Origin of the sequence: Rhizobium sp. BK512 (assembly GCF_014194915.1) — a bacterium.
Taxonomy (GTDB): domain Bacteria; phylum Pseudomonadota; class Alphaproteobacteria; order Rhizobiales; family Rhizobiaceae; genus Rhizobium.
Genome location: NZ_JACIAS010000004.1, coordinates 231,868 through 245,495 on the forward strand (window position 1 = coordinate 231,868; position 13,628 = coordinate 245,495).

At 60.4% G+C, this 13,628-nt stretch carries 16 protein-coding genes; 3 read left to right on the forward strand and 13 right to left on the reverse strand.

Annotated features, from left to right (window positions below; genetic code table 11):
• The first annotated feature begins 1 nt into the window (after window position 1).
• Window positions 2–592, forward strand: coding sequence for an NAD(P)H-dependent oxidoreductase (locus FHX06_RS16365; RefSeq protein ID WP_183880042.1), 591 nt, complete (start codon window positions 2–4; stop codon window positions 590–592).
• Here FHX06_RS16365 and FHX06_RS16370 read toward each other — a convergent pair whose 3' ends face one another.
• On the reverse strand, window positions 593–1,090 hold the full coding sequence (locus FHX06_RS16370) for a MarR family winged helix-turn-helix transcriptional regulator (RefSeq protein WP_183880044.1): 498 nt from the start codon (window positions 1,088–1,090) through the stop codon (window positions 593–595).
• Window positions 1,091–1,171: 81 nt separating this feature from the next.
• Here FHX06_RS16370 and FHX06_RS16375 point away from each other — a divergent pair, with 81 nt between their 5' ends.
• Complete coding sequence (locus FHX06_RS16375) at window positions 1,172–2,092, forward strand: EamA family transporter (protein WP_183880046.1); 921 nt, start codon at window positions 1,172–1,174, stop codon at window positions 2,090–2,092.
• Here FHX06_RS16375 and FHX06_RS16380 read toward each other — a convergent pair.
• Together FHX06_RS16380 and FHX06_RS16385 are read right to left on the reverse strand one after the other, a co-directional pair.
• Window positions 2,040–3,293, reverse strand: a complete 1,254-nt coding sequence (locus FHX06_RS16380; RefSeq protein ID WP_183880048.1) for an aminopeptidase — start codon at window positions 3,291–3,293, stop codon at window positions 2,040–2,042. The two genes, FHX06_RS16375 and FHX06_RS16380, sit on opposite strands and share 53 nt — an antisense overlap.
• A 127-nt stretch (window positions 3,294–3,420) precedes the next feature.
• Window positions 3,421–4,104 carry a glutathione S-transferase family protein gene (locus FHX06_RS16385; RefSeq protein ID WP_183880050.1) on the reverse strand — a complete coding sequence of 228 codons (684 nt, stop codon included), beginning with the start codon at window positions 4,102–4,104 and terminating at the stop codon, window positions 3,421–3,423.
• Window positions 4,105–4,205: 101 nt separating this feature from the next.
• Here FHX06_RS16385 and FHX06_RS16390 point away from each other — a divergent pair, with 101 nt between their 5' ends.
• Window positions 4,206–4,649 (forward strand): MarR family winged helix-turn-helix transcriptional regulator, encoded by a 444-nt coding sequence (locus tag FHX06_RS16390; RefSeq protein WP_183880052.1) that lies wholly within the window; start codon window positions 4,206–4,208, stop codon window positions 4,647–4,649.
• On the opposite strand, the gene ybaK is transcribed toward FHX06_RS16390, so the two are convergent.
• The 10 genes from ybaK to FHX06_RS16440 form a co-directional block, all read right to left on the reverse strand.
• Window positions 4,650–5,123, reverse strand: coding sequence for a Cys-tRNA(Pro) deacylase (ybaK, locus tag FHX06_RS16395; protein ID WP_183880054.1), 474 nt, complete (start codon window positions 5,121–5,123; stop codon window positions 4,650–4,652).
• 3 nt (window positions 5,124–5,126) lie between these two features.
• On the reverse strand, window positions 5,127–5,477 hold the full coding sequence (locus FHX06_RS16400) for an ArsC family reductase (protein ID WP_183880056.1): 351 nt from the start codon (window positions 5,475–5,477) through the stop codon (window positions 5,127–5,129).
• Between the two features lie 70 nt (window positions 5,478–5,547).
• Window positions 5,548–6,327, reverse strand: coding sequence for a phosphonoacetaldehyde hydrolase (gene phnX / locus FHX06_RS16405; protein ID WP_183880058.1), 780 nt, complete (start codon window positions 6,325–6,327; stop codon window positions 5,548–5,550).
• A complete protein-coding gene (locus tag FHX06_RS16410; protein ID WP_183880060.1) occupies window positions 6,324–7,454 on the reverse strand; it encodes a TIGR03364 family FAD-dependent oxidoreductase in 1,131 nt (376 codons plus the stop codon). Before FHX06_RS16410 ends, phnX begins: the two co-directional genes overlap by 4 nt.
• 102 nt (window positions 7,455–7,556) lie before the next feature.
• Complete coding sequence (locus FHX06_RS16415; protein ID WP_113211250.1) at window positions 7,557–8,618, reverse strand: succinylglutamate desuccinylase/aspartoacylase family protein; 1,062 nt, start codon at window positions 8,616–8,618, stop codon at window positions 7,557–7,559.
• Window positions 8,619–8,688: 70 nt separating this feature from the next.
• The gene (locus FHX06_RS16420; RefSeq protein WP_183880062.1) at window positions 8,689–9,159 is read right to left on the reverse strand and encodes a 2'-5' RNA ligase family protein; all 471 of its coding nucleotides are present in this window, start codon (window positions 9,157–9,159) and stop codon (window positions 8,689–8,691) included.
• Window positions 9,160–9,470: 311 nt separating this feature from the next.
• The gene (locus FHX06_RS16425) at window positions 9,471–10,190 is read right to left on the reverse strand and encodes a ParA family protein (protein ID WP_113013152.1); all 720 of its coding nucleotides are present in this window, start codon (window positions 10,188–10,190) and stop codon (window positions 9,471–9,473) included.
• A gap of 372 nt (window positions 10,191–10,562) precedes the next feature.
• A complete protein-coding gene (gene guaA, locus FHX06_RS16430) occupies window positions 10,563–12,125 on the reverse strand; it encodes a glutamine-hydrolyzing GMP synthase (RefSeq protein ID WP_113114767.1) in 1,563 nt (520 codons plus the stop codon).
• Window positions 12,126–12,318: 193 nt separating this feature from the next.
• Window positions 12,319–12,957 (reverse strand): 5'-methylthioadenosine/S-adenosylhomocysteine nucleosidase, encoded by a 639-nt coding sequence (locus FHX06_RS16435; RefSeq protein WP_007813385.1) that lies wholly within the window; start codon window positions 12,955–12,957, stop codon window positions 12,319–12,321.
• On the reverse strand, window positions 12,954–13,403 hold the full coding sequence (locus tag FHX06_RS16440; protein WP_183880064.1) for a PaaI family thioesterase: 450 nt from the start codon (window positions 13,401–13,403) through the stop codon (window positions 12,954–12,956). Before FHX06_RS16440 ends, FHX06_RS16435 begins: the two co-directional genes overlap by 4 nt.
• Between the last annotated feature and the right edge of the window lie 225 nt (window positions 13,404–13,628).

Consider the following 13,628-nt stretch of genomic DNA (forward strand, 5'->3'; position numbering starts at 1 on the left):
AATGCACATTCTGCTGGTGCTCGCCCATCCGCTGCCCGAAAGCTTCGCCGCTTCTGTGGCGCGGACCGCTCGCGAGGCACTCGAAACCTCCGGCCATACTGTCGATCTCCTGGATCTCTATGCGGAGGATTTCGACCCGAGGCTGTCCAGGGCCGAGCGGGGCGGTTATTTCGATGTGCCCTACGATGCGTCCGCCGTTTCCGGCATCGTTGCGCGATTGAAAGCGGCAGACGGCCTCATTCTGGTTTTTCCGCAGTGGTGGTTCAACTTCCCGGCCATATTGAAGGGCTTCATCGATCGCGTCTTTGCGCCGGGCGTCGCCTTTGCCCACGATGCTGCCGGCGGCCGTATCGTGCCGCAACTGACCAATATCAAGCTGCTCTACGCGCTGACGACAACTGGTTCGCCCTGGTGGCTGGTGCATCTCTATATGGGCAATCCCGTCCGACGCCTGCTGAAGCGCGGCATCGCCAATTTCTGTGCCAAGCGAGTGAAGTTCCGGATGCTGAGCCTGCACGACATGGACCGCACGACGGACGCCAAGCGCAAGACGCATCTGGAGCGTGTCCGAAAGGCGCTCGCTGCCGTCTGACTATTCGAAATCGGACAGGAATTTCTTGAGCAACCGGTCGAGCTCGGCTTTGTCTTCTGCCGTCAGGTTGCGTGTCAGCCGCTGCTGGTTGGCGACATGCGCCCCGACGGCCGCCTCCACCGCTGCCAAACCCTTCTCGGTCAGCGCAATCAACACGCTGCGCCGGTCTTCGGGATTGAACAGGCGCTGCACGAAGCCCGCTTTTTCCAGCTGGTCGATCCGGTTCGTCATCGTGCCGGAGCTGACCATCGCCATGCCGAGCAGCTCTCCGGGCGAAAGTCGGTAGGGTGCGCCGGAACGGCGAAGCGTGGCCAGCACATCGAAGGAGGAAGAGGAAAGGCCATGCTTGAGCAGAACCGCGTCCACTTCGCGGCCGATATGCGTCGTCAGCCGCTTCAGCCGGCCGAAGATCCCCATGGGTTCGACATCCAGCTCCGGCCGCTCGCGCCGCCATTGCGCCAGGATCCTGTCGACGTGATCTGATTTCTCCTTGTCCATGCTGCATCGATATCAGCAGGTATCTTGACGTCAAGATAAAACACGCTATTCTGAATTTATCTTGAAGTAGAGATTGTTGAAATGAAGACAAACATTCGATACGCGACCGATGTGTTGATGACCGCGATTGCCCCCGCCATCTGGGGCAGCACCTATTTCGTCACCACATCCTTCCTGCCGCATGGCTACCCGCTGACATCAGCAATGCTGCGGGCGCTGCCGGCAGGGCTGCTTCTGCTGCTGATTGTCCGGAAGCTGCCGACGGGCATCTGGTGGAGCCGCGTCTTCATTCTCGGCGCACTGAACTTCTCGTTCTTCTGGGCGATGCTCTTCGTTTCAGCCTACCGCCTGCCCGGCGGCGTGGCCGCGACGGTCGGCGCCGTGCAGCCGCTGATCGTCATTGCGCTCTCGCGCCTCTTCCTTGGCAAGCCGATCCGCTTCATTGCCGTTATGGCCGGCCTGATCGGCATCGCAGGTGTCGCACTTCTGGTGCTGACGCCGAAAGCGGCCCTCGATCCCGTTGGCGTCGTCGCAGGTCTCGCTGGCGCGGTCTCCATGGCCTTTGGTACGGTGCTGACCCGCCATTGGCAGCCGCCCGTCTCCAGCCTCACCTTTACCTCCTGGCAATTGACCGCAGGCGGGATTCTGCTCGTGCCCGTGGCACTCTTCCTGGAGTCGGCGCTTCCTGTGCCGACGACAGCCAATATCCTCGGCATTGCCTGGCTTGGCCTCGTCGGTGCTGCCTTCACTTATCTGCTTTGGTTCCGCGGCCTCTCGCTCATAGAGCCTTCGGCCGCGGCGTCACTCGGCTTCCTGAGCCCGGTTGTCGCGACCTTGCTCGGTTGGCTGGCGCTCGGCCAGAGCCTGACACCGGTCCAGCTTTCAGGCTTTGCCATGGTGCTGGTCAGCGTCTGGCTCAGCCAGCGCAGCCTGATGCCGAAGGCTGGTACTATGCCCACTCGCCCTGGCGCATCACCGGTACCCGCGAGCCATCGGGCTTGATGCCGTCAATATCGACCTTGTCGGAGCCGATCATCCAGTCGATATGGATCAGGCTGGAATTGCCGCCCTGCGCCTTGATCTGCTCCTGGCTGAGCGATGCGCCGTCGAGGAAGCATTTCGAATAGCACTGGCCGAGTGCGATATGGCAGGAAGCGTTTTCGTCGAACAGCGTATTGTAGAAGAGGATGCCGCTCGCTGAAATCGGCGAGGAATGCGGTACCAATGCCACTTCGCCCAGCCGGCGGGCGCCTTCATCCGTGTCGAGCACCTTGTTCAGCACTTCCTCCCCGCGTGAGGCCTTGGCCTCGATAATGCGGCCGCCTTCGAAGTGAACCCGGATATTGTCGATCAATGTGCCCTGATGTGAGAGCGGCTTGGTGCTCGATACATGGCCTTCCACACGCAGCGCATGCGGCGTGGTGAAGACTTCCTCGGTTGGAATATTCGGATTGCAGGTAATGCCGTTCTTCGCCGTGGAGGCGCCGCCGTGCCATTCATGGCCGTCCGCAAGGCCGACGGTCAGGTCCGTGCCCGGCCCGGTGAAATGCAGTGAAGCGAAACGCTCGCCGTTCAACCAGGAAGAACGCTTGCGCAGATTGGCATTGTGCTCGGCCCAGGCGGCGACCGGATCGGGCACATCGACACGCGATGCGGCAAAGATCGCCTTGGCGAGTTTGGCAATGGCGATTGCTTCCGGATCGTCCGGGAAGACAACCTTCGCCCAGGAAGGATTGGGGTAGGAAACGATATTCCAGTTGATGTCGAAGTTGGAAATCTTCTCCAGCGCCGGCTTATAGGCCGTGGAATTGGCGCGGTTGGCGCGGCCGACCTTGCTCGGATCCTGCTCCGCCAGCAACATCGGGTTGTCGCCGGCAATCGCGAGGCGGGCAGCACCCTTTTCGTAGGCTCTCGCCATGCCGTCATAAAGCCAGCCGGAAGCCCGGTCGAAGCTTTCGTCGCTGGCATACTGGTAGCGGGCCAGCGTCGTTTCCTCGTCGGAATAGAAGGTCGAAACCAGGCCGGCGCCCGAGAGATAGGCGTGCTTGGTGATCAGTCGCACCAGCGGCAGCGCCACGACCGGCGCGGTAATGACGAGATCCTGCCCCTGCTGAAGCTGCAGGCCCACCTTGATGGCGACTTCTGCGAGCTTCTCGAGTTTGCCGGGATCGACGGAGCTGTGGCTCTGGGGCATAAACGTCATGGGTCAACCTGCCTTCTGATATCTGCGACGGGAGGTGAAAGACTTAGACCCCTTTACGGCGAAAATGAAGCGTGCCGGCTCCAATTTGAGCGCGGCCGAAGCATGTCCGGCCGCTGGTGCGCACGCGTCAAGCGGCGGCGGGCAGCCGGAGTAGGACCGAATTATGCTTCTCGAGGAATTCCATCAGCCGCTGCTGATAGTCTTCGCCGACGGCGTTCCTGACGCTTGCCCGCTCGGCCAGCGCCTTGCGCCAGCGCTCGACCCGCTCGAGACCATCGAAGATGGGGCTGCCGCCGAGCGTATCGAACAGGTCGAAGTAGCGAAAGATCGGCCCAAAGACCGCGTCGACGAGGCTGAAGCTCGTCCCCGCGAAATAGGGTCCGTCCGCCAGCGCATCCTCGATCGTCACGAATTTGGCAACAAGCGCCTTATGTTTGGCCTCCAGCTGCGCCCCATCCTGCGCCGTCTCATAGCCCCAGAGATCGGAAAGAACGGAAGAGCCGAATTCCATCCATCCGCGATGGCGGGCGCGGGTCAGCGCGTCGGCCGGATGCAGCGCCGCACCCGTCTGTGTTTCCTCCAGATATTCGCAGATCACGCTGCTTTCGAATAACACCTCTTCGCGACCGTCGTCCTCTTGTATCCGCAGTAAAGGCACCTTGCCGAGTGGCGAGATTTTCAGGAACCAATCCGGCTTGTCGGCAAGATCGATGTTTATCCGCTCGAATGGCACGCCCTTTTCGAGGAGCGCGATCGCGGCACGTTGCACATAGGGGCAGAGATGATGGCTGATGAGGGTAAGCTTGCTCATGAAAGTCTCCTGGGGGTTTGCAAGGGATCGTTGGCTTCATATGTATGCAGATGCATCTAATATCGCTTGTCTTGGGTTTCAAGATAGATGTATTTGCATTTATGTCTGAGAATATGCCGAAGCCGAACGAAGCCGTCGTCTCTGCCTGGACGGGCCTCATGCGTGCCCGCGAGCGGCTGCTGGGCTTGATCGAAGCCGATTTGAAGTCTGCCGGCATGCCACCGCTTGCCTGGTATGACGTGCTTTGGGAATTGGCGCGCTCGCAATCAGGCAGGCTGCGCCCCTATGAGCTCGAGGAGCGGACACTGCTGGCGCAGTACAATCTTTCCCGTTTGATCGATCGGCTGGAAAAGGAGGGCCTCGTCGGTCGCGAGGTCTTCGCACAGGATGGTCGCGGCCGCTGGGTGGTGATCACTGATGCCGGCCGGCAGCTTCGGGAGCGCATGTGGACCGTCTATGGCAAAGCAATCGAAACTCATATCGGCGGCAAGCTTGCAGAAGGCGAGGCGAGGATGATCGCCAGCCTGCTGGACCGCTTTCTCTGATCAGGCGATCAGCGGTGCGGCGGCGGCCTTCAGTGCCTTCAACGCCTCTTTCGGATCGAGCCGCACCTGCAGTCCGCGTTGCCCGCCATTGATATAGACGAACGGCTCGGCAAGAGCGGTTTCCTCGATCGCAGTCGGCACGATCTTCTTCTGCCCGAACGGGCTGATGCCGCCGACATGGTATCCCGTTAGCCGCTCGGCATCGCCCGGTTTCATCATGTTGGCCGATTTGCCATGAAAGGCGCTCGCGAGCTTCTTCATGCTGACCTCGCGGTCGGAAGGCACGACCACGCAGACCGGCTTCCTGTCCACCTCCGCCATCAGTGTCTTCAACACGCGATGCGGCTCCTCGCCGAGCGCTTCGGCTGCCTGCATCCCGACGCGCTCGGCGTTCGGATCATAGTCATAGGTGTGAACCGTGAAGGCGACGCCGGCTTGTGTGAGGACCTGAGTGGCGCGAGTGGTCTTGGACATGGCTCAGCCCTTGAACGCCTGCGCGTAGATATCCGGCTTGAAGCCGATCAGCAGCTTGCCGCCAGTTTCCAGTACTGGCCGCTTGATCATCGACGGCTGGTCGAGCATCAGCGCGATGGCTTTATCGCGGCCGAGATTTTCGCGCGCGGCGTCAGGCAGGTTGCGGAATGTCGTACCGGCGCGGTTCAGCACCGTCTCCCAGCCCGCCTCGTCGATCCAGCGTTCCAGATGCGCTTGGTCGATGCCGACGGCCTTGTAGTCGTGAAAGTCGTAGGCGACGTTATGATCGTCCAGCCAGTTGCGGGCCTTCTTCATCGTGTCGCAGTTCTTGATACCGTAGATGGTGACGGCCATGCCGGTTCGATCTCCCTGTTTCCGGAGGGAGATACCACGCTGTATCAGCGCTGCAAACGCCGTCGGTCCTTTATCCCTCAAGCTCTTCGATAAGGGCAGGCAGGTCCGCCACCGTTTCGATAACGTAGTCGGCACCGGCAGCAATTAGCTTCTCGCCAATCCGCTTGTGCAACGCGGCTCGTGTCGCTGGCGAAAGCGCGTCCAGCTCTTCGGATGTCAGCCCCGCCTCGTTGCCCGAGAGCGTCACGCCAACGGTGACGCAGCCTGCGGCAGCACCCTCGGCAATGCCGGGTTCGGTATCATCGACCTTCAGCACGGCAGAGGCCGGATAGACCATCAGGTCGAGGAAGCATTTATACATGCCGATCGGCGTCGGTCGGCCAAGCGGCAGATCATCGGCACAGATCAGATTGTCGGGCGCATAACCTTGTTCGGCGGCAAGCGGCAGCACGCGCTCCATGATCGAGCGTGTATAGCCTGTGGTCGAGCCGATCTTCATCTGCCGCTCGCGCAGATATTCGATCGTCTTGATCGCTCCAGGCACCAGCGCGCAATAATCGCTCACGACAGCTTCGTTCAGCGGCACGAAGAGTTCGTAAACACGGTCGATGGCCGCCTCGTCCGGAAGCGTGCCTTGTGCCGCCTGCCAGCGGGCGGCGACATGCGGCTCGGCCAGCATCGCGGCGATATGCGCGCGCTTCGGGAGCCCCATCGGCTTGCGCGCGTCGGCAATCGTCACCTCGACGCCGAACTTGCCGAAGGTTTCCACAAAGGCACCCATCGGTGCGAAGGATCCGAAATCGATGACCGTGCCGGCCCAGTCGAAGACCACTGCCTTGAATTGTGTCATGCTGCGCTCCCGTAGAGATCCTCGATGGTTTCCTCGCCGATGCCGAAGGCGGTCGAAGCACCGCAGCCTGCGGTTACCACGACAATGCGCAGCGCATCGGAAGGCTTGTCGGTAAACCGCCAGCGGTCTGGAGCGGAGGCATAGGTACCGATCCAGCGCTCGGTAATGAAGCGACCCGGCAGGTTGAGCACGGCATCCATTTCGTCGAGGGTCAGTCGGTCGACCCGCTCCAGTCCAAAGGGATCGGGCGTTTCGGAGTAATGGTGGCTGTCGCCGACGATCAGCGATCCGTCTTCCGACTGCGTGACGATCAGGTGGATGCCGTTTTCCCGCTCTGGCTTGAATTCGCGGTCAAGGCGCGCCTTCAGGGCCGTCGCTTCAGGCAATTCGGCATAGCCGAGATAACGTCCAAGCCCGAGATCGGACATGACGGCAGTGCTCAGCGAAACCCGCTGGGCCGGGACGACACGCATCATCTGCAGCTTGCAGCGTGTGACGTTATAGGCAGCAATGCGATCTGCGAACAGGCTCTTGAAATCGTCGCCTGGGCAAACAACCACGGTCTCCGCCTCGATCAGACCGGTGGACGTCTCTATCCGCGGCGGTTCGACGCCATTCACTGCTGTGGAGCGGCGGAACTCGATGCCATATTTGACTTCGAGATGGCGGGCGAGCAGCGGAATGGCTGTACGGGATTCGACCCGAAGTTCATGCGGGCTATAGAGTGTGAAGCGCCCGGCTTCCGGTCGCAGTGCCGGCACAAGCCGGCGTGCTTCTTCGAGCGTCAGCCTTTCGCAGCCTTCGCCCATCTCCGTGCGCAGGAAGGCGTCGATGACGGCTTCGGATTCGTCGAGCCTTGCAGCAAGGAGCAGCCCCCGCTGCAGGACGTCAATGCCGGCGTCATCGACGATCTCGGCCCAGACATCGCAGGCCCTGCGTGCCTTGTTCCAGCAGTCGCCTGCCTGCTGGCCGGTCACCGTCACAAAGCCGAAATTGCGCACCGAGGCGCCATTTGCCTGGGCGTCGCGGTCAACAACGACGACCCGTTTGCCGCGCTTTGCCGCCGCCAGCGCATGCGCCAGCCCGACAATTCCCGCGCCGACGATCGCAATGTCATAATGCGGCATGAAAGCTCCTTCGCAACATGTCTGCAACGGCTTGGCGGATTTTCTTGAAGCCTGTGTGACAGTTGCGCGAGCTTTACATTCGCATGTTGAAAAGAACGCCGGTCAGTCTTCCAGCGTGCCGGCCTTTCGCGTCGCCCTGCTTGGCTTGTCGGCGGCGATCTTCATCAGGTCGCCGCGCCGGCGCACAAGGCGATCAGATGTCCGTGTGAGAAACAGCCCATCCTGTGGCGCCCGGATATCGATATCCCCTTCGGCAAAGCCGGGCCGGGTGACGATCGTCGCCAGAAGCTCTCCTTCCGAGACATGTTCGCCGATATTGCGGTGGAAGAGCACGGTACCGCCCTGCGGCGCACGCACGATCTCCACATTGTCGAGCGGCACGGCAGGTCCGGCGAAGGTCTTGTCTCCGGAAGGTTTGCCGTTGACGACACCGCGCCCGATCAGGAAGCGCAGCAGCCCCTCGGCGTCTTTCTCGGCCATATCGGGATAGACGTCACGGCGGCCGCGCAGTTCCACAGTCACTGAGAGCTTGCCGGGAAGCTTGGCCTTGCGCTCGCCCGGCACCTCGTACTTCCACGCAAAACCGACCGCCTCTTCGAAGGCGGAACTCTCGCCATCTGAAAGCAGCACCGCTTCCATGTGGAGCGCATTGGCAAGGTCAGCAGCCTCCGGCCAGAAGGCTTCGTCGATATAGGCATATTGCAGCGATTCATCGTCGCAATGCAGGTCGAGCACCAGATCGGCCCCGAGCGCCATATGTATCAGCTCTCGTTTCAACCGATCTATAGCCGGATAATTATCGAATCCGTCAAGCAGCTCTGCCCGATCACGGATCGAGATCAGCGGAAAATCGCGATTGAAATTGGTTCGTGATCCCAGATCGAAGCGACCCTGCAATTCACCAAAATGCGATTGTGCCGCCCCAACAGGGTTTGCCTGCGGCACGAGCGTAATGTCGCCCGCGATCCGCCCCTCGCTTTCAGCCTGGCGCAGCTTGCCGCAGAGAAAATGCACGAGCGCCGTGCCCGGCAGTTCGTTGGCGTGCAAGGCAGCTTGGATATACACCTTGGGAGCCGCAGGATCCTTTCCATTGAAGCGCATGACTGGCAAACGCCATTCGATACCTGGTGTATCGCCGGGAAGGATGATCTCTGAAACGTCCACTGTCTTGCTCCGCATGTGCATATTGAGTGGGGAGTTTTACAAGAATCCCCACCCGCGGTGCAAGCGCAGCTCAGCCGATCAGGGGCCATCGGTTGACGACGCGATGCTCGCCCTTCCCGTAGATGCTATGGATCAGCAGGAATTCCTGTACCATCCAGCGCACGGGTCGGTCGAGCTTTTCGGGCAGAACGGTCTTGCGATCATAGAGCATCGTCATGTGTGGCGTCAGATGTCCGCCGACATTATAGGGCAGTCCGGCCTCGTAGAGACCTTCCTGGATTTGGTTGCGAAGATCTAGCAGGCCTTCGTTTTCTTGCCTGCCGCAGATGACGAAGGCTTGCGGTTGGCCCGGATGCGTGAAGCTCATGGCTTCGTCGAGAACAATTTCGAACGGTTGGACGCGCACTGTCGCGGCGACTTGTTCAGCGCTGAACACGATATCATCCGGCAGCCGACGGTAGGCGCCGATGCCGTTCAGGGTGACATGAAGTAGTGCGTTGGGCCGCGAGGGCACGGTCAGAGAATGTCTATTGCGATACACTTGCGCGATGTCCAGCGCCTCGGATGACGCTTCGATAGTTGGACGAAGTGCGAAGAAAATCCTGTCGTGAAATTCCCCGACGAGATTGGATTTCTTCCGGGGGCCAGCGCTATTCGGATCGAGTGGAAAATGAGGCATTTGAACTACGGACTACATCGCCCGCCTCCTTGTTTTTACGAGGAGGAGCATACTGGGATCGGCGTTCTGGTCAAGAACAAAGCATGAACAGACATTACTGCGAGGATACTCAAAACAGAAACGGCCACCTTTGCGGCAGCCGTCTGCTGGGATCAATCAAGCCTAGGCATGGATTAGGCAGCGTTCTTGACGACCTCGGCCACCTTCCTGGCGGACTTGGCGCGGGCTGCCTTCGGCGGTGCGAGACGAAGGACATCGTCTGCCAGCATACGGGCATTGTCTTGCGCCTTATCGAGATTGCTGACGCGGGCGGGATCCATCGTATAGAGGCTGCCACCGGAAACGAACATGTCGCGGTAGGCGGCGCGCTCGATCAGTGCTGTGTCGATGACATTGACCTGCTGCTTTGCAAGCAGGCCCTTGACCGCCAGCAGCGCGCGAGTGGTGATAATCGAACTGATGCGCGTCAGCACGACCGAATGCGGGATGCGGATGTCGTGCTGGGCAGCAAGCTGCTTCATGATCTCAAGCACCTGCGCACCGCCGACGGCATCCATTGCGCATCCCTGGACCGGAACCAGCACATGGTCGGAAAAGCCGATGGCTTTCGCCATAGCCGGGCTCAGACCGGCCGGCAGATCGACGATGATGTAGCCGCCACGCTTTTTCAGGTCCTTGACCTGCTGTTCGATCGTATTTTCGCTGACACCGGGGACGACAGCGAATTCCGCTGCGTCACCAGTCAGGCGATGCCAGCGTGTGGCCCATTGCTGGGGATCGGCATCCAGAACGGAAACGCGATGGCCACGGCGAGCCAGTTCTGTGGCGAGAACGAGAGCGACCGTCGTTTTGCCGGCGCCTCCTTTCGTATTCGCAAAAGTAAGTATTGGCATCGATACCTCGGGTTGATGAGTTGGCGGCATCATCCTGGGAGAGGTGCGTCTCGGATTTTAGGAACAGCAGCTTTCACAGTGATGAGACGAAAAGGTCAAACAGAAACCTTGCGTGGCGCTGTCTCAACATGCTGTCCGAGGTTGATTTTTTTGGGGGCATTCAATGAGGGTCGGGCCTCAGGAGAGCCACGCCTGAGATGATCAGCACGCAGCCCTATAAAACCGGCAGCGGTTTTTCATAAGTAGAATTGAGTACTCTAGCTCTGGCCGGATCTAGATGCTGAAACAGCCACTGTTCAGCTGTTTTGCCTATCATTCACGCTCCTCTGGAGCAGAGGCAAAACGGGAACCCGTGTCGGGTTCCCGGGATCTTCATTCCCACTCGATCGTGCCAGGCGGCTTGCTGGTCACGTCGTAGACGACACGGTTGATGCCGCGGACTTCGTTGATGATGCGGGTGGCTGCGCGGCCGAGGAATTCCATGTCGTAGTGGTAGAAATCCGCCGTCATGCCGTCGACCGAGGTGACGGCGCGCAGCGCGCAGACGAATTCATAGGTGCGGCCGTCGCCCATGACCCCAACAGTCTGGACGGGCAGCAGCACGGCGAAAGCCTGCCAGATTGCGTCATAGAGACCGGCCTTGCGGATCTCGTCGAGATAGATCGCATCAGCTTCACGCAGGATGTCGAGCTTCTCGCGGGTAATGCCGCCGGGGCAGCGGATGGCGAGGCCCGGACCGGGGAAGGGATGGCGGCCGATAAAGCTGTCGGGCAGGCCGAGTTCCTTGCCGAGGGCGCGAACCTCGTCCTTGAAGAGTTCGCGCAGCGGCTCGACGAGCTGCATCTTCATGCGCTCCGGTAGGCCGCCGACATTGTGGTGCGACTTGATGGTGACCGACGGGCCGCCGGTGAAGGAGACGGACTCGATCACATCGGGGTAGAGCGTGCCCTGGCCGAGGAAATCGGCGCCGCCGAGCTTCTTGGCCTCGTCCTCGAAGGTTTCGATGAACAGGCGGCCGATGATCTTGCGCTTGGTTTCCGGGTCGGAAACGCCTTCGAGCTCGCCGATGAAGCGATCGGAAGCGTCGACATGGATCAGGTGCAGATTGTAGTGCTCGCGGAACATGGCGACGACGCCGGCCGCCTCGTCCTTGCGCATCAGGCCGTGGTCGACGAGGATGCAGGTCAGCTGATCACCGACCGCCTCGTGGATCAGCAGCGCTGCAACGGAGGAGTCGACACCACCGGAAAGCGCACAGATGACGCGTTTGTCACCCACCTGCTTGCGAATGTCCTCGACCGCCTTCTGGCGGTAGGCCGACATGGTCCAGTCGCCCTTGATACCGGCAATGTTGTGGATGAAATTCGCGATCAGCTTGGCGCCGTCGGGCGTATGCACGACCTCAGGATGGAACTGCACGCCGTAATATTTGCGCTTTTCGTCGGCGATGAAAGCATAGGGCGCGTTGGACGACGTCGCGACGACTTCAAAGCCCTCGGGCAGCTTGGTGACGCGGTCGCCATGGCTCATCCAGACCTGGTGGCGTGAACCCTTGGACCAGAGGCCCTCGAAAAGCACGCAGTCCTCATCGACTTCGAGGAAGGCACGGCCGAATTCGCGGTGATGGCCGCTTTCCACCATGCCACCGAGCTGCATGCACATCGTCTGCTGTCCGTAGCAGATGCCGAACACCGGAAGACCACTGTCGAAGATGATCTGCGGCGCCCTCGGCGATCCCTCATCGACCGTCGAGGCCGGGCTGCCGGACAAGATGACGGCTTTCGGCTGGAGGCGCTTGAAGCCTTCCTCGGCGGACTGGAAAGGAACGATCTCGCAATAGACGCCGGCTTCACGCACGCGACGTGCGATGAGCTGGGTCACCTGGCTGCCGAAATCGACGATGAGAACGCTGTCGGGATGTGCTGTCTGGGTCATGGCGAGCCTTTAATGAAAAGCGCCTCTTCTTGCAATGCGGGAATTCGGCCGTGTCAGGGTTTTATTGTCCCGATTGTCCCTGTTTTCAGCGCTTGAAGCGTGTCGCGATCTTTCAAATTCGCTGCCGCGCCTCAAGCTTTTGTCTTCACATGTTGTTATCGCAAAACCGATGCACACTATTGCGCGACACGCTCTAGAACCAGAAAACGCCGTCCTCCAGAGCAGTGAAAAGGCTGTCCACGGCATAGGAAAGCTTGCGGTCGACGATATGCAGATATTCCGTCCAGCCGGAAATATGCTGCAGCTCGACCGCGCCGTCGGAAATACCGCGAAGGCCGATCAGCGGCAGCTTGTAGCCCTGGCAGGCGCGCAGCACCGCATAGGTCTCCATGTCGACCATGTCGGCTGCTATATTTGCATAGGCGGCACCGGAAACGACGTTGCCACCGGTCGAAAGCGTGGCTTCGGGAATGCCGGGAATGCGCAGCGGCAGGTCGAGATCCGCAGGCAGGTCGAGGAAGGGGGTCTTGCCCTTTTCGAAACCGAGCGGCGAGGCATCCATGTCGCGATAGGAAACGGAGGTCACCTGATAGACTTCGGTCTGCTGCAGGCGCGCCGAACCGGCCGAGCCGAGCGAAACCACGAGGTCGGGCAGATCGTCCGAAGCATCGAGACGGGAGAGCGACTTGGTGATCGCGATTGCTGCCTCGACCGGCCCAACGCCAGTCATCAGCGGTTCGATGCGCGAGCGCAGGAACGGGCCATATTCGGCCTCCGCGGCCATGACAAACAGGATGGACTTGCCTGCAACCGACTTCAGTTCGAATTTCATCCCGTAATTCCCTCTCTTCCGCGAATGACCATCATCGTCCCGGTCATGGACGCGATGAGCTTGGCCGCCCCATCGCTGATCGCATAACCTCGCCCGTCGGCGACGATGATGTTGGAGCCGGGCTTGGTGATCTCGCCCCTGAAGAGGAAGCGTTCGCCGCGCCCCGGCGACATGAGGTTGACCTTGAACTCGATCGTGAGGATCGAGGCTTCGGCATCGATGACGCTGTAAGCGGCAAAACCGCAGGCCGAATCGAGCGCTGCGGAAATGACGCCTGCGTGCAAAATGCCGTGCTGCTGTGTCAGTTTGACGTCGAAAGGAAGCTCGATTTCCACCATGCCGTGCTCGATACGCGTCAGCTCCGCGCCGATGGTGTGCATGGCGGCCTGTCGTGCAAAACTCTGGCGGATCCGCTCCCGGAAATCGCCTCTGTCGGTATCGTTCATCGCAGCCCTCTCGCGACCGCGAAAGTGGCATGGCCCGCCGGATTCGACAAGGTTGCAATCCGGCTCAAGGCGTTTTTGTCTTCCGCTGCCACTCCAAATGCGTCCATCTCGAACAATCTATTCGAGATGGTCGCTCCCGTCCTGTCGCCGCGCCGATGTTTCGCCAACGGCTTGCAGCACTTCATCCGCCACTGCCACATCAGACTTGATCACAGCGTGATACGG

What these genes read in the sequence shown, in the direction of transcription:
- FHX06_RS16365 (WP_183880042.1), top strand. Translation starts at nt 2, where the DNA reads ATGCACATTCTGCTGGTGCTCGCCCATCCGCTGCCCGAAAGCTTCGCC.
- FHX06_RS16370 (WP_183880044.1), bottom strand. Translation starts at nt 1,090, where the DNA reads ATGGACAAGGAGAAATCAGATCACGTCGACAGGATCCTGGCGCAATGG.
- FHX06_RS16375 (WP_183880046.1), top strand. Translation starts at nt 1,172, where the DNA reads ATGAAGACAAACATTCGATACGCGACCGATGTGTTGATGACCGCGATT.
- FHX06_RS16380 (WP_183880048.1), bottom strand. Translation starts at nt 3,293, where the DNA reads ATGACGTTTATGCCCCAGAGCCACAGCTCCGTCGATCCCGGCAAACTC.
- FHX06_RS16385 (WP_183880050.1), bottom strand. Translation starts at nt 4,104, where the DNA reads ATGAGCAAGCTTACCCTCATCAGCCATCATCTCTGCCCCTATGTGCAA.
- FHX06_RS16390 (WP_183880052.1), top strand. Translation starts at nt 4,206, where the DNA reads ATGTCTGAGAATATGCCGAAGCCGAACGAAGCCGTCGTCTCTGCCTGG.
- ybaK (WP_183880054.1), bottom strand. Translation starts at nt 5,123, where the DNA reads ATGTCCAAGACCACTCGCGCCACTCAGGTCCTCACACAAGCCGGCGTC.
- FHX06_RS16400 (WP_183880056.1), bottom strand. Translation starts at nt 5,477, where the DNA reads ATGGCCGTCACCATCTACGGTATCAAGAACTGCGACACGATGAAGAAG.
- phnX (WP_183880058.1), bottom strand. Translation starts at nt 6,327, where the DNA reads ATGACACAATTCAAGGCAGTGGTCTTCGACTGGGCCGGCACGGTCATC.
- FHX06_RS16410 (WP_183880060.1), bottom strand. Translation starts at nt 7,454, where the DNA reads ATGCCGCATTATGACATTGCGATCGTCGGCGCGGGAATTGTCGGGCTG.
- FHX06_RS16425 (WP_113013152.1), bottom strand. Translation starts at nt 10,190, where the DNA reads ATGCCAATACTTACTTTTGCGAATACGAAAGGAGGCGCCGGCAAAACG.
- guaA (WP_113114767.1), bottom strand. Translation starts at nt 12,125, where the DNA reads ATGACCCAGACAGCACATCCCGACAGCGTTCTCATCGTCGATTTCGGC.
- FHX06_RS16435 (WP_007813385.1), bottom strand. Translation starts at nt 12,957, where the DNA reads ATGAAATTCGAACTGAAGTCGGTTGCAGGCAAGTCCATCCTGTTTGTC.
- FHX06_RS16440 (WP_183880064.1), bottom strand. Translation starts at nt 13,403, where the DNA reads ATGAACGATACCGACAGAGGCGATTTCCGGGAGCGGATCCGCCAGAGT.